25 protein-coding genes are annotated in these 23,882 nt (G+C 38.4%); 16 read left to right on the top strand and 9 right to left on the bottom strand.

Going from position 1 to position 23,882, the window contains the following annotated elements; all coding sequences use genetic code 11:
* Positions 1–8 precede the first annotated feature (8 nt).
* Positions 9–626, bottom strand: a complete 618-nt coding sequence (locus QXI54_03900; protein MEM0302298.1) for an SCP2 sterol-binding domain-containing protein — start codon at positions 624–626, stop codon at positions 9–11.
* 45 nt (positions 627–671) lie between these two features.
* On the bottom strand, positions 672–1,037 hold the full coding sequence (locus QXI54_03895) for an SCP2 sterol-binding domain-containing protein (GenBank protein MEM0302297.1): 366 nt from the start codon (positions 1,035–1,037) through the stop codon (positions 672–674).
* 88 nt (positions 1,038–1,125) lie between these two features.
* Here QXI54_03895 and QXI54_03890 point away from each other — a divergent pair, with 88 nt between their 5' ends.
* The 3 genes from QXI54_03890 to QXI54_03880 all read left to right on the top strand — a co-directional run bounded on the left by QXI54_03890 (position 1,126) and on the right by QXI54_03880 (position 4,245).
* Positions 1,126–1,512, top strand: a complete 387-nt coding sequence (locus QXI54_03890; protein ID MEM0302296.1) for a hypothetical protein — start codon at positions 1,126–1,128, stop codon at positions 1,510–1,512.
* Between the two features lie 203 nt (positions 1,513–1,715).
* Positions 1,716–3,398, top strand: coding sequence for a GMC family oxidoreductase N-terminal domain-containing protein (locus QXI54_03885; protein MEM0302295.1), 1,683 nt, complete (start codon positions 1,716–1,718; stop codon positions 3,396–3,398).
* A gap of 49 nt (positions 3,399–3,447) precedes the next feature.
* A complete protein-coding gene (locus tag QXI54_03880; protein MEM0302294.1) occupies positions 3,448–4,245 on the top strand; it encodes a hypothetical protein in 798 nt (265 codons plus the stop codon).
* A 13-nt stretch (positions 4,246–4,258) separates the two neighbouring features.
* Here the strand turns inward: QXI54_03880 and QXI54_03875 are convergent, their stop codons facing one another.
* Positions 4,259–4,828, bottom strand: coding sequence for an alpha/beta fold hydrolase (locus tag QXI54_03875; GenBank protein ID MEM0302293.1), 570 nt, complete (start codon positions 4,826–4,828; stop codon positions 4,259–4,261).
* 51 nt (positions 4,829–4,879) lie between these two features.
* Between QXI54_03875 and QXI54_03870 the strand changes: the two genes are divergently transcribed.
* The 4 genes from QXI54_03870 to QXI54_03855 are packed head-to-tail and all read left to right on the top strand — an operon-like array spanning position 4,880 to position 8,930.
* Positions 4,880–6,958 (top strand): minichromosome maintenance protein MCM, encoded by a 2,079-nt coding sequence (locus QXI54_03870; GenBank protein MEM0302292.1) that lies wholly within the window; start codon positions 4,880–4,882, stop codon positions 6,956–6,958.
* A gap of 34 nt (positions 6,959–6,992) precedes the next feature.
* Positions 6,993–7,679 (top strand): RAD55 family ATPase, encoded by a 687-nt coding sequence (locus tag QXI54_03865; GenBank protein ID MEM0302291.1) that lies wholly within the window; start codon positions 6,993–6,995, stop codon positions 7,677–7,679.
* Complete coding sequence (cgi121, locus tag QXI54_03860; GenBank protein ID MEM0302290.1) at positions 7,676–8,104, top strand: KEOPS complex subunit Cgi121; 429 nt, start codon at positions 7,676–7,678, stop codon at positions 8,102–8,104. Before QXI54_03865 ends, cgi121 begins: the two co-directional genes overlap by 4 nt.
* 1 nt (position 8,105) lies before the next feature.
* Positions 8,106–8,930, top strand: a complete 825-nt coding sequence (locus QXI54_03855; GenBank protein MEM0302289.1) for a shikimate kinase — start codon at positions 8,106–8,108, stop codon at positions 8,928–8,930.
* Positions 8,931–8,943: 13 nt separating this feature from the next.
* Here the strand turns inward: QXI54_03855 and ftsZ are convergent, their stop codons facing one another.
* Both ftsZ and QXI54_03845 read right to left on the bottom strand, forming a co-directional pair.
* Entirely contained in the window at positions 8,944–10,086 is a 1,143-nt protein-coding gene (ftsZ, locus tag QXI54_03850) for a cell division protein FtsZ (GenBank protein MEM0302288.1), read from the bottom strand.
* Positions 10,087–10,110: 24 nt separating this feature from the next.
* Positions 10,111–10,293, bottom strand: a complete 183-nt coding sequence (locus QXI54_03845; GenBank protein ID MEM0302287.1) for a ribbon-helix-helix protein, CopG family — start codon at positions 10,291–10,293, stop codon at positions 10,111–10,113.
* Positions 10,294–10,384: 91 nt separating this feature from the next.
* On the opposite strand from QXI54_03845, the gene QXI54_03840 reads away from it, so the two are divergent.
* From QXI54_03840 to QXI54_03805, 8 genes are all read left to right on the top strand, one after another.
* Positions 10,385–11,341, top strand: coding sequence for a PfkB family carbohydrate kinase (locus QXI54_03840; protein MEM0302286.1), 957 nt, complete (start codon positions 10,385–10,387; stop codon positions 11,339–11,341).
* A 17-nt stretch (positions 11,342–11,358) separates the two neighbouring features.
* Complete coding sequence (locus tag QXI54_03835) at positions 11,359–11,532, top strand: hypothetical protein (protein ID MEM0302285.1); 174 nt, start codon at positions 11,359–11,361, stop codon at positions 11,530–11,532.
* 34 nt (positions 11,533–11,566) lie between these two features.
* Positions 11,567–12,256, top strand: a complete 690-nt coding sequence (locus QXI54_03830) for a phosphoglycerol geranylgeranyltransferase (GenBank protein MEM0302284.1) — start codon at positions 11,567–11,569, stop codon at positions 12,254–12,256.
* Complete coding sequence (locus QXI54_03825; protein MEM0302283.1) at positions 12,231–13,076, top strand: UbiA family prenyltransferase; 846 nt, start codon at positions 12,231–12,233, stop codon at positions 13,074–13,076. The genes QXI54_03830 and QXI54_03825 overlap by 26 nt, the downstream gene beginning before the upstream one ends.
* 35 nt (positions 13,077–13,111) lie before the next feature.
* A complete protein-coding gene (gene leuS, locus QXI54_03820; protein ID MEM0302282.1) occupies positions 13,112–15,829 on the top strand; it encodes a leucine--tRNA ligase in 2,718 nt (905 codons plus the stop codon).
* A gap of 67 nt (positions 15,830–15,896) precedes the next feature.
* Positions 15,897–16,523: a mechanosensitive ion channel family protein gene (locus QXI54_03815; GenBank protein MEM0302281.1), complete on the top strand. Its 627-nt coding sequence runs from the start codon at positions 15,897–15,899 to the stop codon at positions 16,521–16,523.
* Positions 16,524–16,597: 74 nt separating this feature from the next.
* Positions 16,598–17,443, top strand: a complete 846-nt coding sequence (locus QXI54_03810; GenBank protein MEM0302280.1) for a CBS domain-containing protein — start codon at positions 16,598–16,600, stop codon at positions 17,441–17,443.
* A complete protein-coding gene (locus tag QXI54_03805) occupies positions 17,427–18,017 on the top strand; it encodes a 5-formyltetrahydrofolate cyclo-ligase (GenBank protein ID MEM0302279.1) in 591 nt (196 codons plus the stop codon). The genes QXI54_03810 and QXI54_03805 overlap by 17 nt, the downstream gene beginning before the upstream one ends.
* Here QXI54_03805 and tmk read toward each other — a convergent pair.
* Both tmk and QXI54_03795 read right to left on the bottom strand, forming a co-directional pair.
* Complete coding sequence (gene tmk, locus QXI54_03800; GenBank protein MEM0302278.1) at positions 17,985–18,590, bottom strand: dTMP kinase; 606 nt, start codon at positions 18,588–18,590, stop codon at positions 17,985–17,987. The two genes, QXI54_03805 and tmk, sit on opposite strands and share 33 nt — an antisense overlap.
* A gap of 33 nt (positions 18,591–18,623) precedes the next feature.
* On the bottom strand, positions 18,624–18,986 hold the full coding sequence (locus tag QXI54_03795) for a DNA polymerase ligase N-terminal domain-containing protein (GenBank protein MEM0302277.1): 363 nt from the start codon (positions 18,984–18,986) through the stop codon (positions 18,624–18,626).
* 191 nt (positions 18,987–19,177) lie between these two features.
* Between QXI54_03795 and QXI54_03790 the strand changes: the two genes are divergently transcribed.
* Positions 19,178–20,284, top strand: coding sequence for a DUF1646 domain-containing protein (locus QXI54_03790; protein MEM0302276.1), 1,107 nt, complete (start codon positions 19,178–19,180; stop codon positions 20,282–20,284).
* A 902-nt stretch (positions 20,285–21,186) separates the two neighbouring features.
* On the opposite strand, the gene QXI54_03785 is transcribed toward QXI54_03790, so the two are convergent.
* Positions 21,187–21,474, bottom strand: a complete 288-nt coding sequence (locus QXI54_03785; GenBank protein MEM0302275.1) for an MTH1187 family thiamine-binding protein — start codon at positions 21,472–21,474, stop codon at positions 21,187–21,189.
* A 53-nt stretch (positions 21,475–21,527) separates the two neighbouring features.
* On the bottom strand, positions 21,528–23,852 hold the full coding sequence (gene gyrA, locus QXI54_03780) for a DNA gyrase subunit A (GenBank protein MEM0302274.1): 2,325 nt from the start codon (positions 23,850–23,852) through the stop codon (positions 21,528–21,530).
* Between the last annotated feature and the right edge of the window lie 30 nt (positions 23,853–23,882).

The following is a 23,882-nucleotide window of genomic DNA, read 5'->3' as shown; positions in this document are numbered from 1 at the left end:
AGATCACCTTACTTGATGGGTATTGAAGACATCAATTCCATGAATCTCCTAACTGCATTCATGTTTCTCATCATGTAACCAATGTCTCCCTGCAGCTTCAATTTACCACTAACCACAAGAGTTATCGGATCCGCTTTTCCGCTTATGAGTTGCTTAAACACACCATAAGTGCCTATGAGTTTGAATTTTGCATTACTATGCTCGCCTGGTGCAGCAAACTCCATGTTTCTGAGTTCACCATGCCAGAAGTCCATCCAGATATACGTTGCTGCACCTTTTACATCTTCTATTTTTAATTCAGAAACTTTTTTAGCCAGTTCCTCAGCGTTTAGCTTTGTAATGTCAAGTTTATCAGGATCAAGTTCGATTCCGAGTTTGTTCAGGAACTTTTCCTCAGGACTACCTTTGAACTTTCCCCACTTTTCAACAGGGATTGTTGCAAGCATGGCTATGAATCCTGCAAGTCTTTCAGGATCTCTGAAGTCTTTTAAAGCTTCTTCATCGACTTCAATTTTGCAGAGATAATCCCCCTCCCAGTTTGCGGCGACTTTTTTTAGTTCCTGGTCATTGTTGACTTTTTTCAAAACTTCGTTCATCCATTCCAAAGATGGATACACAACTGCCATAGAATTTGTTAAATTTAAAGATTTTAAATTTTTTGTGCAATTATACTACCGTGTGCTCATAATAACACTAAGTCTTTTTGCCAAACCTATTTTCTTCACCCTTAATTTTCCTGAAATAATTAACTTAAGAGTTTTTATAGTACTTGAATTTCCGAGTAATGAACTTATAACTCCATAATTAGCGGAAATCAATGCGTAATTCGATCCTTCTGGTTTTCCGTTTCTGACTTCAATTTTATCTCCTTTAAACTCAATGGTGGCACTAAATCCTAAATCTTTAACCTCTATCACAGCTATTCCGCGGGTTTTCATAGCAATTTTTGCCTTTTTTTTATCTCTGCGAATATTCTGCATAAGCAAGTTTCCAACAAGGTTTGCGAACCCCTCTTTTGGATAGAGAACATCCACCATGTTAAAAATTTGTGATTAATAGTTAATAAAATTTGCTATTAAACTTCGAATCGAAAAACTTATTTAACTATGATAATAAAAGTTAGACATGTTTAGAATAGCGAAGTTAATTTGTTATTTGTTGAGCGCGATCTTCCTACTCGGGAGCTTTTACTTTCTTCTGGATTCTGAGGGTCTGTTCTCAAATTTACAGAAGTTGGGAGTGAATACGAGCAATGAAATCATCTTCTGGAAAACCCTTACATTTGCTTATATGATTACAATATCGGCTTTAACGTTTCTAATTGCCCAGAATATAACTATTTACTGGAGACTGTTTTCGGTTTTGGTTGTTGCAAAGCTTTCATCTTCGATTACCGGCTTCATCTTCTACATCAATGGTTTTGCTTTAGGTGGAGTAATTTTTGCTGTAGATTTCCCTCTTGCAATCCTATTTCTTGTATTATACTTCTGGATTCTTAAGGTGAGAGGATGATAGAATTTTTAAAAAAGCTGGGAGAAGCTTTACTAAGCTCAAAAGAAATTCCAAAGTTCGAACTTGATGAGAATAGACTAAAAATTATTCTTTCAAGACTTCCTTTGCACGTTAGGATTTTTTTGCGATTGGCAGCTTCATTTCTTAATTTATTACCACTACTAAAAATCTTTTTCGGGAAAAGGCCCTTCACTATTACCTCAATGCCAGTTGATGAAAGAGTAAGATATCTTGATAAGCTGGCAAAGAGCAGAGTAGGGTTCATAAGAAACTCTTACATAATATTAAAGCTTCTATCAGTGTTTTTATATGGTGAAAGGGATGAAGTAAAAAAAGAGGTTGGATGTTTTGTTTCAATCCCAGGTAAAAGTGTAAAAAAGCCCAAAATCGAAGAAGAAAAAATAATTGAGTTTAATAAAAATACTGATAAGTTAATTCTAAAGTGCGATGTGGCGGTTATTGGATCGGGTGCAGGAGGAGCAGTGGTAGCAAAAGAACTTTCAGAAAAGGGACTTAAAGTGCTCGTGTTCGAAGAAGGTTTTATGCCCACACTAAAAGGAGAAGTTTTTGATTCTCTGATCAACACGTATAGAAACTCTGGTTTTGAAATGACTATTCCAACTTCAATCTCACAACCTTTCATTCTTCTACCATCTGGAAGATGTGTTGGTGGGACAACAGTAATAAACGAGGGGACATGTTTTAGAACGCCAGACAGTGTTATAGAATATTGGAACTCGAAGTTCGGTTTGGACATAGATTTGGATGAAATGCATAGATATTTTGACAAGATCGAGAAAACACTCAGCGTCCATCGGGCTTCCATTCAGTTAATAGGAAAAGCATCGATGAAGATAGCTTCGGGATGCGAAAAAATTGGCTATTCTTACTTTCCTCTAAAAAAGAACGTATCACAGTGCGAAGCTTTAGGTTTATGCGAGTTTGGGTGTCCTATAGACGCAAAGAGAGCTATGCATGTTAGCTACATTCCATTAGCAACGAGGTCTGGTGCTACGATCTACACCGGTATGAAAGTCAAAAACATAGAGTTTAAAGGAAGACTCATAACTAAAATGAGTGGAGACATCAAAAGCAGAACAGGTCAACTTCTTGGAAAATTCCTTGTGGAGGCAAAATACTTCATTCTGTGTGCTGGAGCTATTCAGACTCCATATTTGCTGCTTAGAAATGGTATTGCTAATTCGAGCGGATTAGTTGGCAAGAATTTACACATTCATCCAAGTTTCTCTCTTGGAGGTATTTTTGATGAAAAATTAGATGGCTGGAAATCCATTTCCCAGAGTCTGGCCGTAGATGAATTTTTTGAGGATGGAATTCTTTTTGAAACGACTTTTTTACCTTTGAGTATCGGACTTGCGAATAATTATCTTTCAGATGTTTCTGAACTCGTGAAGTCATGGGATAAAATCGCTTTTCTTGGAGTTATGTTGAGTGATGAAGACTCAAGGGGTTCTGTCAGAGTGGTTGCTGGAAAGCCTTTGGTTTTATATAATCTTGGCAAAAAAGATTTGCAAAAAGCTCAAAAAGCACTCTTAGAAGGTTGTAAGATTCTTTTCTATGCAGGAGCCAAGAAAGTGATCACTCCCGCTTACAACTTTCCAATTGTGAAAGATTTAAACGAGATAAAGAAAATAATTCCAAATGGCTTTGTGTGGAGCGCCTATCACCCTCAAGGGACATGTAGAATGAGCAAGGAACCGTTTATGGGTGTTGTAGATCCATATGGGAAAACACATGATTTTAAAAATTTATATATAGCGGATGCGAGTATATTTCCCACTAGTGTTAGGGTTAATCCAATGATTAGTATAATGGGTTTTGCTATGAGAACTGCAGATAAGATTTCGGAGGAGGAAAATGTCTGATATTCAAGAACTAAAAGCTTTAAGAAGTGCAGTTTTGGAATTTATAAGATTGGAAAGTGAGAAAGAGAGTGACGTGTTTAAAATTTGGAAAAAAGGATTCAATTTAGGATACTTCAATCTTTCGAATCTCAGTATTATCGAATCTTCTACAGTTTTTTCAGCAATTCATGAAATAAATCCGGAATTGGGTTATCGGATCTTATATTTATCGATTTCAAGTTATGCTTTTGAAGACATCGCTTCTTTATCAATTCAGTCAGGAAATTACTTAATAACGGATTGGGAACAAGAAAAATACGTTTTAGTTTCAGATACCATTAAGCTTATCAGGGCATCTACGGATTTTTTAACGATTGAGATATCTAAGCTGAGGGATGTTAAAGTGATTGAGGAGAGAAATACTAACATGCAACCTCTATTTAATGTTCTATTGGCTTCAAGGTGTCTCGGAACAGCTATCCACGCATATAATCTGGCCTTAAAATATCTAAAAGAGATCAAGCTTAAAAATAACTATTATCATTGTTTCGAAAAGCTTGGCGAACTTGCAGTAGAGATTAAAGCGTCGGAATTGCTAATAAAAAATTCTGCGATTGCTGAACCAAAGGAAGCAGAAAAAATATCGGAAATGGCACTCTGGAAGTCCGCGGTAACAGCTATTATGGCTGTAGAGGAGGCAACCCTTCTTCAGGAAGGGGCATATAAATATAGAGAGAACTTTAAAATTGAAATCTTTAGAAATTTTGCTGAAATTAAACACAGAAATCCAAAAATTGCATCAGTTTATGATTTAAAAATTTCTGAACTTTATTATCCAAGAACTTCCAATTTTTGTCCGAAAATTTAGTTTTTGTTCGATTTTAGTAAAATTTATCTTCAAAAAATCTTAAAACAAAATCTGTAACTTTTTCTGCAAGTATATCAAATTTTCCAAAATAGAAGTGGTCAGTATCAAGAATAACAAAATCTTTTGGTTCTCTTGCCTTGGAAAGTAGTTCAAGGCTCTCAGAAAAAGAAACAAATTGATCTCTCTTTGCGATTACAAAAAACTTTGCCTTTTTTGTATCTTCAAACTCTATTGAGTCTATTGACGGTAATGGGGAGATATAAATAGCAAGATCGCATAGATCAGCGACGTTTGAAGCAACCACACTGCCAAAAGAGTAGCCAAGAACTACAACCCTTTCATGTCTCTCTCTTAAAAAACTTAGGCAATTCTTGGCGTCTTCTACTTCTCCCAAACCTTTTCTATATCCTCTGTAGTCGAAGCTCAAACTCGAAATGTTTTCCTTTGATAATCTACTGGCAATTCTTTGGAGTCTTTCGTCAAATCTACTACCACCCATTAAAGGGTGTGGTGGGCAAAGAAGGACAGCCATTTTTCCACGCTTTAGATATGTGGCTTTAATTGAATTTATTTCAAGATTCATCGCTAAAATGCACAGGCTAAAATTTTATAAGCTTTTTGAAGACCTTTTTTGATGATTAGCTGTCCCGAGATATGGGCCGAGTTTTTTGAAAAATACTACTATGAGGAAATTAACAATCTTGCATTTCGTATAAAGAGTGGAGAAGATAAAAGGGCAATTTACGTAAACTTCATACGAGATCTATCTGTTTTCCAAGAAGGTAGATTGGGTGAGGAACTCATAGAACATCCTGATGAAGTTCTAGCTCATGCCGAGAAGGGTTTGGCTTCTTCGACCAACATTTATGGAGTCTCTCTTGAGGGGTGCAAACCACGTTTTTATTCATTACCAACAACCAAAAAAATTCTTATCAGAGACCTTAGAAGTTCGCATGTATCAAAATTCATAGCAATTGAGGGAATCGTAAGAAAAGTCACAGAAGTTCGCCCTAAAGTTGTTTCTGCTGCTTTTAGGTGCACAAACTGTAAAAATATAGTATATTCACCCCAAGATGATGCAACACTGAGGTATCCCTACGAGTGTAGGTGTGGTAGCAAAAGGTTTCAGTTTTTGCCTGAGAAGAGCATTTCTGTTGACAGCCAGAGAGTGAAAATTCAAGAGTATCCTGAAAATCTCAGGGGAGGTGAACAACCCCAGAGCATAGATGTAATACTCGAAGGAGACCTTACAGGTATCATAAATCCTGGAGACAGAGTTATTGTTAATGGTATTGTAAGAGCAAAGCCAAGAGGAATTCAACAAAAAATGCTAACTCTAATGGATTTATATATAGATGGAAATTCTATAGAAATGTTACAACAGGAATACGAGGAGTTTGAGATAACGGAAAAAGACAAAGAGGAGATAATAAAGCTTGCGAATAGCGACGACATTTATGAAAAGGTCGTAAAAACGATAGCACCTTCAATTTATGGGCATGAAGACATTAAACTTGCAATAGCGCTCCAGTTGTTTGGTGGAATTCCAAAAAAGCTTCCAGATGGGACGGAGATTAGAGGAGACGTTCATATACTGTTGGTAGGAGATCCGGGAGTGGCAAAGTCCCAGTTATTGAAATACGTTCACAGAATTGCTCCGAGAAGCGTTTATACTACCGGAAAAGGAACGACTTCCGCTGGCTTAACAGCAACTGCGGTAAGAGACGAAGTAGATGGCAGATGGACACTTGAAGCAGGTGCACTTGTTTTAGCTGATAAGGGCATTGCTCTCGTCGATGAGATAGACAAAATGCGCAAAGAGGATCGCTCAGCACTTCATGAAGCTTTGGAACAGCAAACGATAAGCATAGCAAAGGCAGGTATAAATGCAATCTTAAAGGCCAGATGTGCTCTACTTGCTGCAGCAAATCCGAAATTTGGTAGATTTGACAGATTTACTCCTGTAGCGGAACAAATAGACTTGTCTCCCACACTTTTATCAAGATTTGATTTGATTTTTATAATGACAGATGAGCCGGGAGAGGAAAGAGACAAACAGCTTGCAAGCCACATTTTGAGCATGCACCAGCTTGGAGAAATGCTTGAAAAATTCAAAGGTAGCTCACTTAGAGAAGATTTAAAATCCAAGATTGCTAAAATTGAGCCTGCAATAGACCCCGAACTTTTTAGAAAATATATAGCGTATGCAAAAAACATCTACCCGGTTTTGAGCGAAGAAGCAAAACAGAGAATTGAAGAATTCTACGTTTCGCTCCGCTCTAAAGCGAAAGATAACTCTCCTGTCCCGATCACCGCAAGACAACTTGAAAGCATCGTTCGACTTGCAGAAGCTTCTGCGAGAATCCGATTAAGCGACACTGTGACTGCAGAAGATGTCGAGAGAGTAATTGGGGTAGTTCAAAGATGTCTCGCTCAAATCGCTGTAGATCCAGAAACAGGGGCCTGGGACATCGATTATGCATATACGGGAACTTCTAAAAAGCAAAGAGATCGAATTTTCACGATAAAGAAAATAGTGGAAGAGCTTGAAGAATTCAATGAAAATGGAGCTCCAGAAGAAGAGATTATTAGAAAGGCAAAAGAAGAGGGTATTGATGAGGCCAAAACTCGGGAGATTCTTTCAAAACTCAAGATGATGGGCGAAACCTTCTGTCCAAAATACGGATTTTACAGGATAGTGAGAAGGGGATGAAAACTATATAAATGATAAGGTGATCAAGTTCGTGATGAAAGTTTATAGGACGGGAATAGTTCCATTGGATGTTCAACTCGAAGGCGGGATTCCTGGTGGAACAGTCCTTCTAATACTTGAAGAGCCTGGAGCAGGGGGAGATGTTTTTTCTTATCATTTTGCGGTCGAAGGGGCAAAAATTGGGGAAAAAGTAATCTATATCTCGACTGACGACTATGAAAAAGACTTAAAACGGTTTTTAAGTTTATATTTTGATAAATACCAAGATTTTCAGATCCTAAGTTTTAGGGAACAGCTACAGGAAAAGGATCCAAAAGGTTATCTTCGTAAAACCGTTTACGATTTTCTCGGCAAGACAAAAAACGTCTTATGTAGTGAAAAGTTTGATAGAGTTATACTCAACAATTTAATGTTTTTCTTCTGGAAATACCCGTTTGAGGAGGTGATATCGCTGATAGAATTTTTCTCGGATTTATCAAAAGAAAATGAATCTGCCTTCATCCTCCTTATGACAAAGGGTATTCTTGAAAGCAGGCAGGAAACTGCTGTAAAGCACTACTGCGATGGTGTCATAGAGCTCACGCTAAAGGAGCTTGAAAACGAGATACAGAGGAGACTCAAATTTATAAAAATGGAAGGAGTTGTAACACCAAGAATTATAATGAGATACGAGCTAACAAACAAGGGCATCAGAATGGAGTCAACAATAAGAGTTTTATGAAGATTATCTTTGGAGAGTTAAAGAAGCCGGTTTTTGGAGATTTTGCATGTTTTATCGACTCGAAATACGTTGTTGACCTTCCAACTGTTGATTTTGCTGTTAAAAAAGCCATTAAAAACTGGAATCTTGGGAATAGAATTTCTAAATCTATTGCGATAGAAATTCTACTTTACTATTCTGCGACAAGACAAATTGATATTGCAAAAAAGTTAGCTGGGACAAAAAGAGTTGTCGCGGTTGTTTTAGATGAAAGCGAATTTTCGAAAATAGACTTTGAGACAAAAGAGTTTATCCCGGAATTCGATATCGAGCTAATAATGGATCACTACCAGATCTCGAGAGAAGAATTAAAAATCGTGGGGGAACAAAAAATTTCGCTATTAGTTCGGGAAAGAATTGCTCTATTTTCTGCTTTGGGTGAGTAAAATGATTGGAAAGGCGTATGCAGCGGGAACAATTTTAAACGCTCTTGCAACTGGAATCGGTTGTGCTTTTGGGATTGATTTAAAAACAACTGCAAAATTTAAAATGAGCTCAGAAAACGTTCTGAAGGTTAATGGAGAAGAAAGAAATCCCGCGATTCTTGATAAAATTTTGTCAACTTTTGGAATTAAGGCACAGGTAAGTATAAAAACAAACATTCCAGAAAAGAGTGGACTTGGGAGCAGTTCCGCCTTCATAAATGCGGTTTTGTGTGCCCTCCTGAAAAAAGAGGGCAAATTGCTTGCACACAAAATTCTGAAATTGAACGCAGAGTTATCCCTTAAGGCAGGAATAAGCTACACGGGAGCATTTGACGACGCTTCTGCCTCACTTCTGGGTGGTGTGGTTGTTTCAGATAACTACAAAATGAAACTCATGAACTGGCTCTTCACGTCTAAAAAAACTGCTGTTTTAATTCCTGAATTCAAACGTGGGAACGTAGACTGGGACAGAATAAAAAGTGAAGCAGCAAATTTGAGCAACGCTCTTGAAAAACTAAAGAAATTAAGGTTTCGGGAAGTTATGGTTGAGAATACGAGATTTTATTGCAAATTGATTGGATATCCGCTGGAAATTGTCGAAAGGCTCTGGGAGGAAGGTATATGTTGTGGTCTTTCGGGAAATGGTCCAGCTTTTGTAGCAATTGGTAACAATGATGAGATATCAACTGCAAAGGAGATCTGGAGTGAGTATGGAGAAGTCATGATCTGCAAAATACCTAAAAATCCGGCGGAAAAAGTGATGATAACTCCAGAACTCTTTGTTTAGAAAAAATAAAAAATTAAAGAGTGTCTATTGAAACTTTACTTGAGGCTCTCTTTTCAACCTTTTTAACACCGATCTCCTTTATTATCGTCTTCTTTTCGCTGGGACCTTCAATAAGGTGCTCGTATTCTTCACTGCCAACGATTATTTTGTCCTTTATACCCGTCATTATGGCGACGACTCTCACAAAGCCCTCAAATTCCTTCGAGATTCTTGCACCCCAGATTACATTCGCCTGATCGTCCAACTCGAATGTGAGATTTCTTATTATTTCTTCAGCTTCTTTCAGTGTTAAATCGTTTCCTCCAGAGATGTGCACCAGTGCACCGGTTGCTCCGCGGTAATCGACGTCGAGTAGCGGATGCGACAAGCAATCCTTAACGACAGTCGCTGCTTTATCCTGTGCCTTGGCTTCGCCAACGAGCATCACCGCCACACCACCATGCCCCATTATCGCTTTTAGGTCTGCAAAGTCAATGTTAACGAGTGACGGTCGTGTAATCGTGTCGGTTAAACCCTTTATTGTTTCGGCTATCAACTGGTCCATAACGCTAAAGGCGGCATCAATTGGCAGGTTAGGATAGTATTCGACAAGTTTATTGTTATCCAATACAACTACTGTGTCACAATTTTCTTTAAGCTCCTTTAATCCCTGAATTGCCTTTGCAATTCTCGCTCTCTCAACCTTAAAAGGAGTTTGAGCAAAGCCAACGACTATCGCTCCCTGTTTTTTGGCAATTTCAGCAACTACAGGGGCGGAACCTGTTCCAGTTCCACCACCCATTCCTGCACAGACAAAGACCATGTCTGCATCTGCAAGAATTTCTTCAAGCACACCTCGGGCAAGTTCTGCAGCCTTTCTTCCAACTTCAGGATATCCTCCTGCACCAAGCCCTCTTGTGAGGCTTCTGCCTATCAGGATTCTTTTGTCTGCTTTTGTCATCAAAAGATGCTGTTTATCCGTATTTATTGCAATAGTCGTTGCATCGAGATCTTCCATGTGCGAAAGCCTGTTTATCGTATTGTTTCCACAACCTCCACAACCAACCACAAAAATTTTCGGCTTCTCAAAAAAGTCCTTCACTTCCTTAACTTTCTCCTCTCTTCTAACCCTATCCTGCTCCAAATACTGTTGGGCTTTACTAACTATACTTTTCATCCCACATACACCTCCAATTCAATTTTAACTAAATTCCCGCAGGTGGGAAGCCTTCTCGATCTGCTCCTTGTGATCCTCAATGAATTTCTTTATCGCTGCTCTGATTGCTTCACTCACTGAGGTATATTCCCCAATTTCAACTAATACTTCAAGCTTGGCGTATTGGGCTTCTGTTAGCCTTATGCTTATCTTTCTCGTTGCAGGCATTTTTCCACCGGAAACATTTGCCTTATTTTGGCGGACAGGTGGGTTCTTTTGTCCACCAGATGTCCGCCACTTGACCTCTTATTGGTGTATATTGTCCGACATTATAATATTTAAATTTTTCGGTGTCAATTATGATAGAAGCCAAAAATACGAAACAGAAGAAGATATATTCAAGAAGAGATATGAGTATCCGATGATTTCTGCCCATGCTCCTGCGCTTGTCGACTACGTGTATTTCATTGACGTCTTTCCATCAGCTGGTGGACACGCTAAAATTTTTAATTCGGCTAAATTCCCCGGAGGAGCTGGAGCTAATGTCGTGCACAACTTGGCAACTCTGGGTGTTGATACAGCTCTTTTTACCACCCTTGGAAAAGACGATGATGCAGAATTCTTTATTAGAAACACAAAAGCCAAAGTATTTGCTGAAGTCACAGACAAGCTTACGGGTAAAGTTTTTGTTTTTGTCGACAAAAAAGGGGAAAGAACTTTTTTTGTTCAGCCAAATGCGGCTGAGAAACCTTTTGTGAAAGTAAAATCTGGGGAATATCTCTATGTTGACCCTTTTCCAAGCGAACTAAGTTTTGAAATTCAAAAAGACGTTATGGAAAACTTTGGAGGATTTATAATCCTTAATCCCGGGTATCTATACGCAAGTATAGGATTCGAAAAAATTTGTGAACTCTTAAAGTTTGTGGACATGGTTATAATGTCCAAAAGTGAATTTGAAATGCTAAAAGCCTCTGTTGACGACATTCTTAGATTTGTCAATTATCTCATAGTCACGCTTGGTGGTGAAGGAAGCGTTTGCTATACAAAATCCAGAAAAATTTATGAAAAGGCCTTAAAAGTCAAAGTTGTCGATACAACTGGCGCCGGGGATGCTTTTTCAGCCGGCTTTCTGTATGGTTTCATAAATAATCAGCCATTGGAAGTTTGTTTAAAACTTGGGAATTTCTGTGGGGCGTATAATGTGGAGAGAACTGGTGCTAGAGCTTTTCCTGATCCGGGGACCTTTAAAAATTTTCTCGCAAATATTTTAAAATGAGTGAAGACCATTAATTGATGGAGTTGAGACTCATAGTTGAAAAGCTTGGAGGCAAGAGAGTTTACAAGGAGGATTGTGAGTTATGTATTATTGGTTATACTGGCAAAAAGTGCCCTTACTTGAGAAAGATTGGCAAGGAATTTTACTGTGTTCGTGATGCAGCAAAAAAAGATCCAAGACTAAAATTTTAAAAAAGCTTATAATCTACAGCCATGCGGTGATTCGATGAACTGGAAAAAATGGAGGCACATAACCAAACTTGATCCCGATAGAAAAAATACCGAAGAGTTGATTAAAGCTGTTGCTGAAAGTGGGACTGATGCGGTCATGGTGTCAGGAACGCAAAATGTGACTTATGAAAAGGCAAAAAATCTGTTCAATGCAGTTAGAAATTATTCGATTCCAACAATTCTTGAACCCTCTTCCCCTGAAAACGTTCTTTATGATGCGGATTATCTTTTTATCCCAGTGGTGCTCAATGCAGAACTTGGCGAATGGATAACAGGTAAGCATGCAGAATGGGTAGAGAGGAACTACGAAAAACTTGATGAATTTTCAAAAACTTTTGAAAAAGCCATTTTTGAGGGATACATTGTTCTGAACCCAAATTCCGCTGTTGCAAAGGTTACAAAGTCACGATGTGATATAAGCCCCAAGAGAGCTGCAAGTTACGCATTTGTTGGAGAAAGAATGATGAAACTTCCGGTAATATATATCGAATACAGTGGAACCTACGGTGATCCAAGTGTTGTCAGGGAAGTGAAAAGCATTCTGAAGACTTCAAGACTCTTCTATGGTGGGGGCATTGATTCAAGAGCTAAAGCACTTGAGATGAGCAAGTTTGCAGACACAATTATTGTAGGAAACGTGATTTATGAGAAGGGATTAAATGCCTTCCTTGAAACGATCCCTTAAGGCATACTGGGAGCTACTGAGACTTGAGCACGGGATAATGTATGGTCTTGGTGTTCTTATTGGTATTTTTCTGGGTGGCGGGACTGAATTAGAGATCTTAATCCTTGGATTTCTTACCGCTGTTTTTCTCGAAGCTTCTGCCTTTGCATTAAATGATTACATAGATTACGAAGTGGACAGAGCAAATAAAAGGCTTGATAGACCACTTGTTCGTGGAGATTTGAGTAGAGACGCTGCTCTGGTATTATCAGCGTTATTTCTCCCTTTTGGGCTTCTTACAGCGCTTTTAATATCTATAGAAGCTTTTTTGTTTGTTCTGGTCGTAACTTTTCTGGCATATACTTACAATGCAAGACTTAAAGAACTCGGACTGGTGGGTAATGCGTATGTCGCTTTTACAATGTCTGCTCCATTCATTTTTGGAGGGATAATCTCCGAATTTAGCAACACAGTCATATTGCTTTCTTCGATAGCCTTCTTATCTGGACTTGGAAGGGAAATAATGAAAGGTATAGAGGACATAGAGGGAGATGCGTTAAGAAACGTGAAAAGTGTAGCCAGAATTTATGGAATTAACACCGCTGTAAAACTCTCATCGATATTTTTCGTTATTGCCATTATTTTGAGCATGTTGCCTCCGATTATGATTTCTGAGTATTTTGATCTAAAGTATGTGATTCCCGTGGCAATTACGGATTTGATGCTACTCTCCGTTGTTTTTAGATTACCAAAGCAAACAAATTTAATTTCAAAATTCAGAAAGGAAACTCTTATTGCCATGCTTTTTGGACTTATAGGTTTCTTGGCAGGAACCTTCTGAGATAAGTTTTTAACTCCTTTGAAGTTTTTAAGACTATGTTTAAGGAGATCGAGGAGAAGTGGCAAAAAGCTTGGGAATCTGCGAGAATATTCGAAGCGGAGCCCAATGAAAAGAAAAAATTCTTCCTGACAGTTCCATACCCATATCTGAATGGTAATTTGCATGCAGGTCATACAAGAACCTTCACAATAGGCGATGCCTACGCAAGATACATGAGGATGAGGGGTTACAATGTTCTTTTTCCACTTGGGTTCCATGTAACTGGCACTCCGATTATTGGGCTTGCTGAACTCATAGAAAAAAGGGATCCAAGAACTCTCGAAGTTTATACCAAATACCACGATGTTCCAAGGGAAGAATTGATTCAGCTCACAACTCCTGAAAAAATCGTCGAATACTTTGCAAAAGAAGCTCTCAGCGCATTGAAGAGGATAGGTTACTCGATTGACTGGCGAAGAAGTTTTACGACCATGGACATACCATATCAGAAGTTCATAGAGTGGCAATTCTGGAAGCTGAAAGAACTTGGACTTGTAGAAAAAGGGAGTCACCCAGTTAGATATTGTCCTAACGATCAGAACCCGGTGGAAGATCACGATCTACTAATGGGAGAGGATGCAAGTATTGTAGAGTTTACGATTATAAAATTTAGGCTTGAAAACTCCAATCTCATTTTTCCTTGTGCAACTCTTCGCCCTGAAACGGTTTTTGGTGTAACAAATATCTGGCTTAAACCGGCAAAGTATGTCATCGCATTTGTCGACGGCGAGGAATGGGTTATAAGTGGAGAGGCATTTGAAAAGCTAAAATTCATGGATAGAAAAGTTGAACTCATTCGGGAAGTTGATTCGGCTGAATTCATTGGAAAGAGGGTCTTGGTGCCACTTGTTAACCGAATGGTGCCAATACTTCCGGCAGAATTTGTAGACACCGATAGCGCAACGGGAGTTGTTATGAGTGTTCCGGCTCATGCTCCCTATGATTACGTTGCTCTAAAAGATCTTCGCCTTGAAATTGAACCAATAGTTATAATAAATGCGGGCAATAAAGACATTCCTGCAAAAGAAATCGTTGAAGAGCTGAAAATAAAAGATCAAAACGATCCGGAACTGGAAAAGGCCACGAAGATACTTTACAAAAAGGAATTTCACACTGGAATTATGCTTGAAAATACTGGTAAGTTTGCCGGAATGAAAGTTTCTGAAGCCAAGGAGAAAGTTGAGAATGAATTGAAGAATCTTGGTCTTGCTGACATTTTTTATGAATTCAGCGAAAAGCCTGTGGTTTGCAGGTGCGGAACAAAGTGCGTGGTTAAAGTAGTTAAAGATCAGTGGTTTCTGAAGTATTCGGATGAGCGTTGGAAAGCAAAAGTCCTTGAGCATCTGGAAAGAATGACAATAATTCCTGATTACTACAAAGAAGAATTTAGAAACAAAATAGAGTGGCTTAAAGATAAAGCATGCGCTCGTAGAAAGGGTCTCGGAACTCGGATACCTTGGGATAGAGAGTGGTTGATTGAAAGTCTTTCGGATTCAACGATTTACATGTGCTATTATATTCTGGCAAAATTTATAAATTCAGGTGAATTAAAGGCGGAAAATCTGACCGCGGAGTTTTTGGACTATGTAATTCTTGGAAAAGGTAGTTTAGAACGTGCAAAGAATTCAGGGCTGAATGAAGAGGCGATCCAGAAAATCAAAGCTGAATTTGAATACTGGTATCCAGTAGATTTGCGAAGTAGCGGTAAGGACTTAGTTGCAAACCATCTTCTCTTTTACTTGTTCCACCATGTTGCGATGTTTGATGAAAAGCACTTACCGAGAGCAATTGCTGTAAATGGCTATGTAAGTCTTGAAGGGCAAAAAATGAGCAAAAGTAAGGGCCCTCTACTTACGATGAAGAGGGCTTTGGCAACGTATGGTGCAGACGTTACCAGGCTTTACATATTGCATGCAGCCGAATACGATAACGATGCGGACTGGAAAACCAGAGAGATTGAAGGGTTAGCTTCAAATTTGGAGCGATTTTTCAATTTGGTAAAGGAGCACTATCTAAGAGAGCCCCAAAATATCACAACCCTTGACAAATGGCTTTTGAGTAGATTCAACAAGGCAGTAAAAGAAGTTAGAGAAGCCATGGATCGGCTCCAAACAAGAAAAGCGGTAAATTACGCGTTCTTCGAAATAATGAACGATGTAAGATGGTATCTGCGAAGAGGAGGAAAAAATCTTTCATTAATTCTCGATGATTGGATAAAACTGCTTGCTCCATTTGCTCCGCATATCTGTGAAGAACTATGGCATATGAAACATTCAACTTTTGTGAGTCTTGAGACCTATCCAGAATTCGATCCAAAGAAGGTAGATGAGTCAGCAGAAAAATCGGAGCAATATATAATGAAGCTCTTAGAAGATATAAAGGAAGTCATGAAGTTCGTGGAAAAGCCATCCACTGTTTATATCCATGTAGCTGAGGAATGGAAACAAAAAGCCCTTGAAATTGCCTTGGATAAGGGAATAGGCGAAGCCACAAAGTGGCTTTCTACTCAGGGTATAGATAAAGCAGAGATTTCGAACTTTGCAAAGAAGTTTAAGAGTTCTGAGATCATATCAAACGAAAGAGAAATAGTGAGCGAAGCCATTGAGTTTTTCGAGAGAGAACTTCAAGTAAAGGTCTCTTTGAATTCAAGTAAAATACCTGCAGAGAGAAGACGCATGGCAATGCCTGGAAAACCCGCAATATTTATTGAGTAGCTCAAAAATTTTTACAAACGTTGTAGAAATGATAAAAAATAAATAGGAGTATAATCCAATTTTTAACGTGTCAGAGAAAGACACTATTGGTGGGGCATTAACAAAGTTTGTAATCTACATCGTGATTGCTGTTGCGGTGCTTGGTATTCTGAACTGGTTTTTCTACTATCTGATCCCGGAGCTTGTAGCAAAGAATCCTAACCTGCGCAGTTTAGCAATGATCGTGGATTTTGCACCCTATATCTTTGTAATCGTAGCACTAATAATTGGCTGGCTAATCATTTCATCTGTAGCTTCGCTTTTCAGTGCGATGCTTGAACCAAAATATGGCATTTCGACCGCTTCTGCGGTCAAGAACATGATTAAGATCCTTGGGGTCGGTGGTTTGTTTGCTGCGATAGCTGGTGGTATCGCGGGCGGAACCGCTGGAGTTGCTTTGGGTGGCTTTATCGGCTTGGTGGTCGGCTTTGCAACTCAGCAGGTTCTTGGTCAAGCGATTGCAGGAATGTTTCTACTGCTTGCAAGACCATTCAAAATCGGTGACAATGTGGATATTGCCGGTGAAAGTGATGTCGTCGTCAAGGAAATAGGCACTCTTTTCACAAAAGTTGAAAGAAAGTCGGATTCCAATACCGTGCTCATACCAAGTACGTTGATCATAGGGCAAAAGATCGTTATAAGACGAAAAAGTTAGAGAAGCATAAATTCTATTTTTAATTTTCGGCATAATAGAAAGATTAATTAGCAGAAATAGGATTATGCAAAACAATGAAGGCGATTGACATAATGAATCCAAATGTAATTTATGCAACACTGCCAAGCACAAGAGAAGCAGTATTACAGCTCTTTAAAGGTTATGGTATCTCTGCAGTCCCCGTTCTTAAGGAAGGCAGACTTGTTGGTATAATTACAAGAAAGGACATTCTCAGAAAAATTGAGGAGAATCAAGTTGCACTCCTCATGACGCCCAATCCGGTAACTGTGAACGTTAACGATAGTGTTAGGAGGATAGTTGAAATCCTGAGTTCAACACCCTTCAGAAGGCTACCAGTTGTGGACGGAGAAAAACTGGTAGGTATAATCACTGTGAGAGATATAATAAAGAAAATTGCAGAGTTGAACCTGGATATCCCTGTTAAGAAATACATAAATCCTCAAATCGTTTGTGTATGGGAAGAAACACCTCTAAAGGTTGTTGGAGAAATAATGCGTCTTGGAAATGCGGAAATATGCGGTGTTTTAAACGAAAACGAAGAGCTTGTCGGGATAATGGATGAAAAAATCATGCTCAGCGAAGCTCTTATTGAGGACTACATAATACAGTCAACACATTCGTCTTCAAGTGATACCGACGATAAATGGAGCTGGGATGGAATGAAAGACTTATCCGTAAAATATTTTGAAATTAGCGTTGTTAAATTGCCAAGAGAACCAGTTAAAAAATTTATGAAGCCGCCAGATTTTGTTTATCCCCAAACGAACGTATCGAAATGCGCAAAGAAGATGATAAGCAACGATTTAGACTGCATTCCGGTTCTGGATTCAATGAACAGAGTTTCCGGTATGGTTAAAGATAAAGATTTGATAAGGGTCTTGCTTGAGGTTCAAAAGTAAAGAAGAAGTAAGGCAATACGTCTGGAGAAAAATTGAACCTTTTTGCGATTTTCCAAGCCCATACGGCAGAATACCAAATTTCAGAGATTCAAAAAAGGCATGTGAAAGAATAAGGGAACTCGAGGAATACCATAAAACAGAATGTGTGTTCTCCGCCCCTGATTCAGTGCTTTTGCGTCTAAGAGAAATAGTGCTCGAAGATGGGAAAACTTTAATCGCTGCACTGCCGAAAATGAAAGGTTTTGTGGTTTTAGATAAGAAGATAAAACCCACAATAGAGGGGTTAAGGCAAGGAAAAATAGCAAATTTTCAAGAAATGAAAGGAAAAGTCGGAATATTTGCACAGGGTTGCGTTGCGGTGGATCTCTATGGAAACAGAATTGGAAAAGGAACGGGTTTTGGGGATAAGGAGTTTGAAATACTTAAGAAAGAAGGTGTTCTGGCGGAAAAGGCTCTCTTTGTGGTGGTGGCACATGATATTCAAGTTTTCGGCGATCTAAGTTATCTTACAGAGGAGCATGACGTAAAAGCGAACGTTATCTTAACTCCTACCCGAATAATAGTTATTCAGTAGATTTTTTACGATTTCAAAAACTTCCCTTTTGACTTCATTAAAAGGTTTTTCTGCATTCACGATTATCGTTTTTTTATCTGCAATCCTTAGAAAGTTTTCCCTAACCTTTTCGAGGTATTCTTTACCTTCAAATAGAGTAAGTTTACCTCTTGGCTTTATTCTTTCGAGAGCTGTTTCGGGTGAGACATCGAGAAGTATAACGAGATCGGGTTTTGGGGCTATTTTCTCATTTAATTTTCTAATCTCCTCAGCATTGAGACCCCTAGCAGACTGATAGGCAATGTTCGAGTAGTAATACCGATCCATCACGACTACTTTTCCATTTTGAAGTGCGGGTATTATGTTCTTGATAGCATCTATTTCTCTATCACGCAGAAAAAGCTCCAGTTCTTCCTCAGGTGGCAAACGCTCTTTAGCGCCCCTTATTTTCTGGGCATAAATACTGTCTGATGGTTCTTTTAGCAGGATAGCGTCGTATCCCATATTTTTTAAAAATTTTACGAGTTCATTTGCAACGGAGGTCTTTCCAGCTCCGTCGATACCTTCAATTGCGATCAAGAGACCTTTTTTCACAAATAAAATTACTTCCAATATTAAAAACTTTCACTAATCCGATGTTTTCATTAGAAGCCAAGAATCTTTACCGACCTTTTCGAATTTTATCAATACATACACACCTTTTAACTTTTGCCCCTTTAACTTGAATTTTATTTCTTTTTCGCTCTTTTTTAGAATTTCATAGTCACCCTTATCCCACAACTTTACCACTCCTTTTCCGTATCCCTCTTCAATAGTTCCCTCAAACTCCATGTAATCTATGCTGTGGTCTTCAACCTGTATTGCCAGCCTTTTTTCACCTTTTTCTGGAAAACCCTTAGGTATCGCCCAGCTTTTTGCAACTCCATCCATTTCGAGGCGTAGATCAAAATGATGCTTCTTTGCAAAATGTTCCTGAACGCTGAACTTCATATTTCGATCTAAATATTGGCACGTTCTTAATTCTTTGCACATACACATACTTTAAAAAATAAAATTTATTATATACAAATGCAGAATTAGATTGCCAAATAAAAACATCGAACTTCAGAAATCCACCCTCAAAAAGCATTAAGAATGGCCAATTTAGAAAAGCTTTTAAAATCACTGCTTAACGAAAATCCATGTCGGGCGTTGAAATGACGATCTCCGAAGAACCAAATCTATTGATTGCGATTGGCCTCGGCGTAATTCTCGCTCTCGTTTTGATATTGCCTTTTAGAGTGAAAAAAATTGAGGAAAACCTTGAGCCGTTCTTCCTAATAATGGGCATAATTGCCGTGACAATCAGCGGGTTATGGAGCATGAATCTAGTCATTGAGGCTGTTGAAGCTCCAGTGAAGATCACGGAAGTTTATGGAATCCCAATAGGTATCTTTCAGGTGGTTCTAATAGTTGGTCTTATAATACACTACTTTAACAAGCCCATATACTCTGCACTCATTGGATTGATGAAAAAAATAGGAATCCGAACATTTGCTTTTCTCTTTGTGGTTCTTTTTGGCTTGGCATCAAGTTTGATTTCAGTTATTGTCTCTGCAGTGCTATTAGCTGAAATCGCTCTGGTAATGCCACTGGAGCGGAAGAAAAAAATCGAGTTCATAGTTATTGCATGTTTCGCAGTAGGTCTTGGTGCGGCATTGACGCCAGTAGGTGAGCCATTATCAACAATTGCTGTGAAAAAGCTTGCTGGCGAGCCATATCACGCGGACTTTCTCTTTTTATTCCGCATCTTATCGCATTATATTATTCCAGCGATTTTAGCTCTGGGTATTTACGCCGCCTTTAGAGTAGGAAAACAGAGCGTTGAAAATATAGGTATTCCAGAATACACCGAAACACTTCGAGGTGTAATAGTAAGAGCTATAAAGGTATACACATTCGTTGCAGCACTCATCTTGCTGGGAGGAGGGTTTACACCGCTGATAGTGTGGTATATCTCGAAGATACCTCCCGAGATTCTCTACTGGGTAAATATAGTCTCCGCTGTTTTAGACAATGCAACATTGACCGCTGCGGAAATAGGGCCTGTGCTTACACTAACCCAGATTCAAAGTGCGCTAATGGCCCTACTTATTTCTGGCGGTATGCTTATTCCCGGCAACATCCCTAACATAGTCTCAGCGGCGAGAATGAAGATCACTTCAAGCGAATGGGCAAAAGTGGGAGTGCCGCTTGGTATGGTTTTGATGGTTGTCTACTACGTTTTGATATTCTTCCTTGGGCTTTGAAGTAATTAAATTGCTATTTTTAAACTCACTTTTTTTGACCGAAATATAACGAAACCCTTCTAAGTTTGTCTCGTCTTTCCAAATTTCCCTTACAGTAGCCCCCCTTCCAACTTCTTCTTCCAATTCTCTTAAACTCTTTTTACAGAGGGTTGAATTTGCTTAAGATTCCCTAAATTAAAGGAGAAAGTTTCTTAACTTTTAGTCGCTCTCTACTCACAATATCCCTGTTGATGGGTTCTTTTTAAATTAGAAATAAATAAAATTCTTATTTTTTAATTAATTAATAAAGAAAGATAATATTTTAATCATTTGCTATACCATATGCCACAGAATTTTAAAATAATGAATAAAAAAATATAATTTTAAGATAAAAGTTTATTTAAATAATTAAATTGTTTTATTGAAAGATAAGAATATAATTTAGTAAAAATTTTTATTACACAAATTATGTAATAAATCCCAACCTTTTCGAAGTCTCAGCACTTGAAATGAGCAACTTTACGCAGTTAACCCCCCCTATTTTCGCAAAGATGCCCTTATTCACATAAATTTTGGAACAACCTAAGTGACCGGAATTCAGACTTTTAGGTCAACCGAAATCATTTATTACAAAATACTTGGAATGATAATATTTCAACTTAAAATTTTATTTGTAATTACTTTCTAATTTAAGATATATTTATTTTTTAAACTATACAAAAGATACTTTAAATTATTAAATTAAAGCATAAAATATAACTAATTTAATGTTTTATTTAAATTACATCACTTCAATACTAAATTTTTTTAATTTAGTATAATATAATGGGCTATAATTTTTTCTCGAGAACAGGTTGAGATAACATCAAAAAGTGAGCAAGAGACATCATTTGGGAATTTCATTAGATTTTACTTCTGGCGTTCTATGAAATTGCAGACTTTTTAATATCGATTCCTGACTCTTTGTCTCTTCTTTCGTCTATTCGGATAATCGTGTAAACTCTTTTGGCACCCATGCTGAACACGGCTTCTCTTGCCCTTTGAATTGCAGCGAAAAGAACATCAATGTTATTTGCCTCAACAACTGTGCTCATCGCCGAGACCTCTACCCTCAGTCCACTCTTTTTGAGCTCTTCCACTGCTTTTTTGACAAATTTTGAGACACTCTCGCCGGCACCTATTGGAATAATACTAACATCTGCGACTATCACGATCGCACTTCAATGCCTGAAAAATTTAGAGTTTTTGAAAAGAACAAATCTTTTTACTTGTATATAAAGGCTCTCCAAATACCCTTCTTGCTAATTATAACACCAGAAGACGTCCTTCCTTGGGTTGGAATTTCTTCCAAATCTGTTCTTAGGCAATATCCGTCTCTGCTGATAATGAATAAATCGCCCTTGCCACAAATTTCAGCCAAAACCAATTTACCCGTCTTTTCAGTAATACCATATCCCACTATTCCTTTAGCTCCGCGGTGAAGGGTTCTAAAATTCGAAATCTCGACCTTTTTTCCAAATCCATTTTCTGTCAATAGCAGGAGTTTTTCATCGATTCCTGACGTAATCCATACAATTCTGTCACCCTCTCTTGGACGCATAGCAACCACTCCACGTGAGTTTCTCGAGTATACCGGGATGTCATCCGCACTCACCCTCAAAACGTATCCCATTTCTGTCGCCAAAAAGACATCTTTCCCTTTTAAGAGTGTTGCAAATGCAATATTTTCGCTCGAAGCTCTTATTCCTGCTCTTTTGGCATTTTCAAATTCCTTTAGGGGGACTCTTTTGATATAGCCATTTTTTGACAATATAAGAACTTCACCATCATCAAAAGACCTAACGTTAACCGCAGAAATTACTTTTTCATCTTCGAGCCGGATGAACTTTCTCAACGATGTCCCTCCTGATACCCTATCCATGTTCGGAATTTCCTCAATATCGATCCAGAAGGCATTACCATTCTCTGTAAAAACCAGAAGTTTTTCATCGGTTTTGCACACATTGAAAAATACTATCTCATCATTTTCTTTTACACTTGCTGCGATTACCCCGACTCCTCCTCGCTCCTGCTTCTTGAAGTTAATTGGAGACATTCTTTTTATAAAACCGTCGGAAGTCACTAACACTATTGTCTCTTCTGCCAAAACAGGCTTATCAATGCTCAAAACTATTTCTGTTCTTCTTGCATCCCCATATTTCTCCTTTATCTCGTTTATTTCAGAGATAAGAATCTCATCCAATTTTTTGGGTTCTGCAAGAATCGATTCGAACTCCATAATTGTTTTTTTCAATTGATTGTGTTCTTCTACCAAAGATTGGACTTCGATGTTCGTTAGCTTTTGAAGTCTCGTTTGCAGAACTGCATCAGCCTGAACTTCTGAAAGAGAATACTTCTCAATGAGAGACTTTTTCGCTTCTGATGGAGATTTGGAAGATTTAATTAGTGCTATGGCATTATCTATGTCTTCTATAACTTTCTTTAGTCCCTCGACTATGTGAAGTCTCTCTCGTGTTTTTTTAAGTTCGTGAACAATTTTCCTTCTTATAATCTCCCTTCTATGCTTTACAAATTCCGAAATTATATCTATTAAACTTAACAGTTTTGGTTCGTTATTCACGAGAGCTAAAAGCGTAATGCTGAAAGTTGTTTCGAGATTGGTATTCATGTATAGCTTTTTGAGCACGATTTCGGGATTGGAATCTTTACGTAATTCGATGACTATTCTTATCCCCTCTCTATCCGATTCATCTCTTATACTTCTAATTTCGTCCAATTCCTTGGCAAGTTCTGCTATACTTTCTACAAGGCGAGACTTGTTTACCATGTAGGGAATTTCCTTTATTACAATCCTATCTTCTTCTAATTCCACTTTTCCCCGAACTGTTATTTTGCCTCTACCACTTCTGTAGGCTTCAACGATTCCATCAATACCAACTATTACCCCCCCAGTCGGAAAATCAGGCCCCTTTATAAACTCCATGAGCTCTTCAAGTGTGATTTGTGGATTTTTTATGTATTGAACTATGGCTGAGCAGACTTCTACTAGATTGTGAGGAGGAATGTTTGTTGCCATTCCAACCGCTATCCCGCTTGAACCATTAATGAGCAAATTTGGGATTTTAGACGGCAATACGATTGGCTCTTGTAAAGTTGCATCGAAATTAGGTACGAAATCTACCGTCTCCTTATCGATATCTGCCAGCATTTCTTCAGCTATTTTTGAAAGTCTTGCCTCTGTATAACGCATCGCCGCTGGGGAGTCGCCATCAACACTACCAAAATTACCCTGACCTTCAATAAGGGGATATCTCATCGTGAAGTCTTGTGCAAGTCTAACCAGAGCATCATAAACAGCTGCATCGCCGTGCGGATGATACTTACCCAAAACTTCTCCCACTATTCTTGCACACTTTCTAAACTGTCTGTCGCTCCTTAGTCCCATTTCGAACATCGCATACAAAATTCTTCTCTGCACCGGTTTAAGTCCATCTCTAACGTCTGGCAAAGCTCTTCCCACGATAACGCTCATTGCATAGTCTATGTATGAATCTCTGAGCTCATCCGCAATATCTCTTGTTAGTGCCACAGAAAAATAACCATGAGAGGTTATAAATTA

It is taken from the genome of Archaeoglobaceae archaeon, from assembly GCA_038734275.1.
Lineage (GTDB): Archaea > Halobacteriota > Archaeoglobi > Archaeoglobales > Archaeoglobaceae > WYZ-LMO2.
The sequence above is the reverse complement of the archived record's forward strand: the minus strand, read 5'-3'. Positions and strand labels throughout refer to the sequence as shown.

Bases quoted from the DNA above. Each gene is read 5' to 3' on its own strand.
- QXI54_03900 (MEM0302298.1), bottom strand. From the start codon at position 626: ATGGCAGTTGTGTATCCATCTTTGGAATGGATGAACGAAGTTTTGAAA.
- QXI54_03895 (MEM0302297.1), bottom strand. From the start codon at position 1,037: ATGGTGGATGTTCTCTATCCAAAAGAGGGGTTCGCAAACCTTGTTGGA.
- QXI54_03890 (MEM0302296.1), top strand. From the start codon at position 1,126: ATGTTTAGAATAGCGAAGTTAATTTGTTATTTGTTGAGCGCGATCTTC.
- QXI54_03885 (MEM0302295.1), top strand. From the start codon at position 1,716: ATGCCAGTTGATGAAAGAGTAAGATATCTTGATAAGCTGGCAAAGAGC.
- QXI54_03875 (MEM0302293.1), bottom strand. From the start codon at position 4,828: ATGAATCTTGAAATAAATTCAATTAAAGCCACATATCTAAAGCGTGGA.
- QXI54_03870 (MEM0302292.1), top strand. From the start codon at position 4,880: ATGATTAGCTGTCCCGAGATATGGGCCGAGTTTTTTGAAAAATACTAC.
- QXI54_03865 (MEM0302291.1), top strand. From the start codon at position 6,993: ATGAAAGTTTATAGGACGGGAATAGTTCCATTGGATGTTCAACTCGAA.
- cgi121 (MEM0302290.1), top strand. From the start codon at position 7,676: ATGAAGATTATCTTTGGAGAGTTAAAGAAGCCGGTTTTTGGAGATTTT.
- QXI54_03855 (MEM0302289.1), top strand. From the start codon at position 8,106: ATGATTGGAAAGGCGTATGCAGCGGGAACAATTTTAAACGCTCTTGCA.
- ftsZ (MEM0302288.1), bottom strand. From the start codon at position 10,086: ATGAAAAGTATAGTTAGTAAAGCCCAACAGTATTTGGAGCAGGATAGG.
- QXI54_03845 (MEM0302287.1), bottom strand. From the start codon at position 10,293: ATGCCTGCAACGAGAAAGATAAGCATAAGGCTAACAGAAGCCCAATAC.
- QXI54_03835 (MEM0302285.1), top strand. From the start codon at position 11,359: ATGGAGTTGAGACTCATAGTTGAAAAGCTTGGAGGCAAGAGAGTTTAC.
- QXI54_03830 (MEM0302284.1), top strand. From the start codon at position 11,567: ATGAACTGGAAAAAATGGAGGCACATAACCAAACTTGATCCCGATAGA.
- QXI54_03825 (MEM0302283.1), top strand. From the start codon at position 12,231: ATGCCTTCCTTGAAACGATCCCTTAAGGCATACTGGGAGCTACTGAGA.
- leuS (MEM0302282.1), top strand. From the start codon at position 13,112: ATGTTTAAGGAGATCGAGGAGAAGTGGCAAAAAGCTTGGGAATCTGCG.
- QXI54_03810 (MEM0302280.1), top strand. From the start codon at position 16,598: ATGAAGGCGATTGACATAATGAATCCAAATGTAATTTATGCAACACTG.
- QXI54_03795 (MEM0302277.1), bottom strand. From the start codon at position 18,986: ATGAAGTTCAGCGTTCAGGAACATTTTGCAAAGAAGCATCATTTTGAT.
- QXI54_03790 (MEM0302276.1), top strand. From the start codon at position 19,178: ATGTCGGGCGTTGAAATGACGATCTCCGAAGAACCAAATCTATTGATT.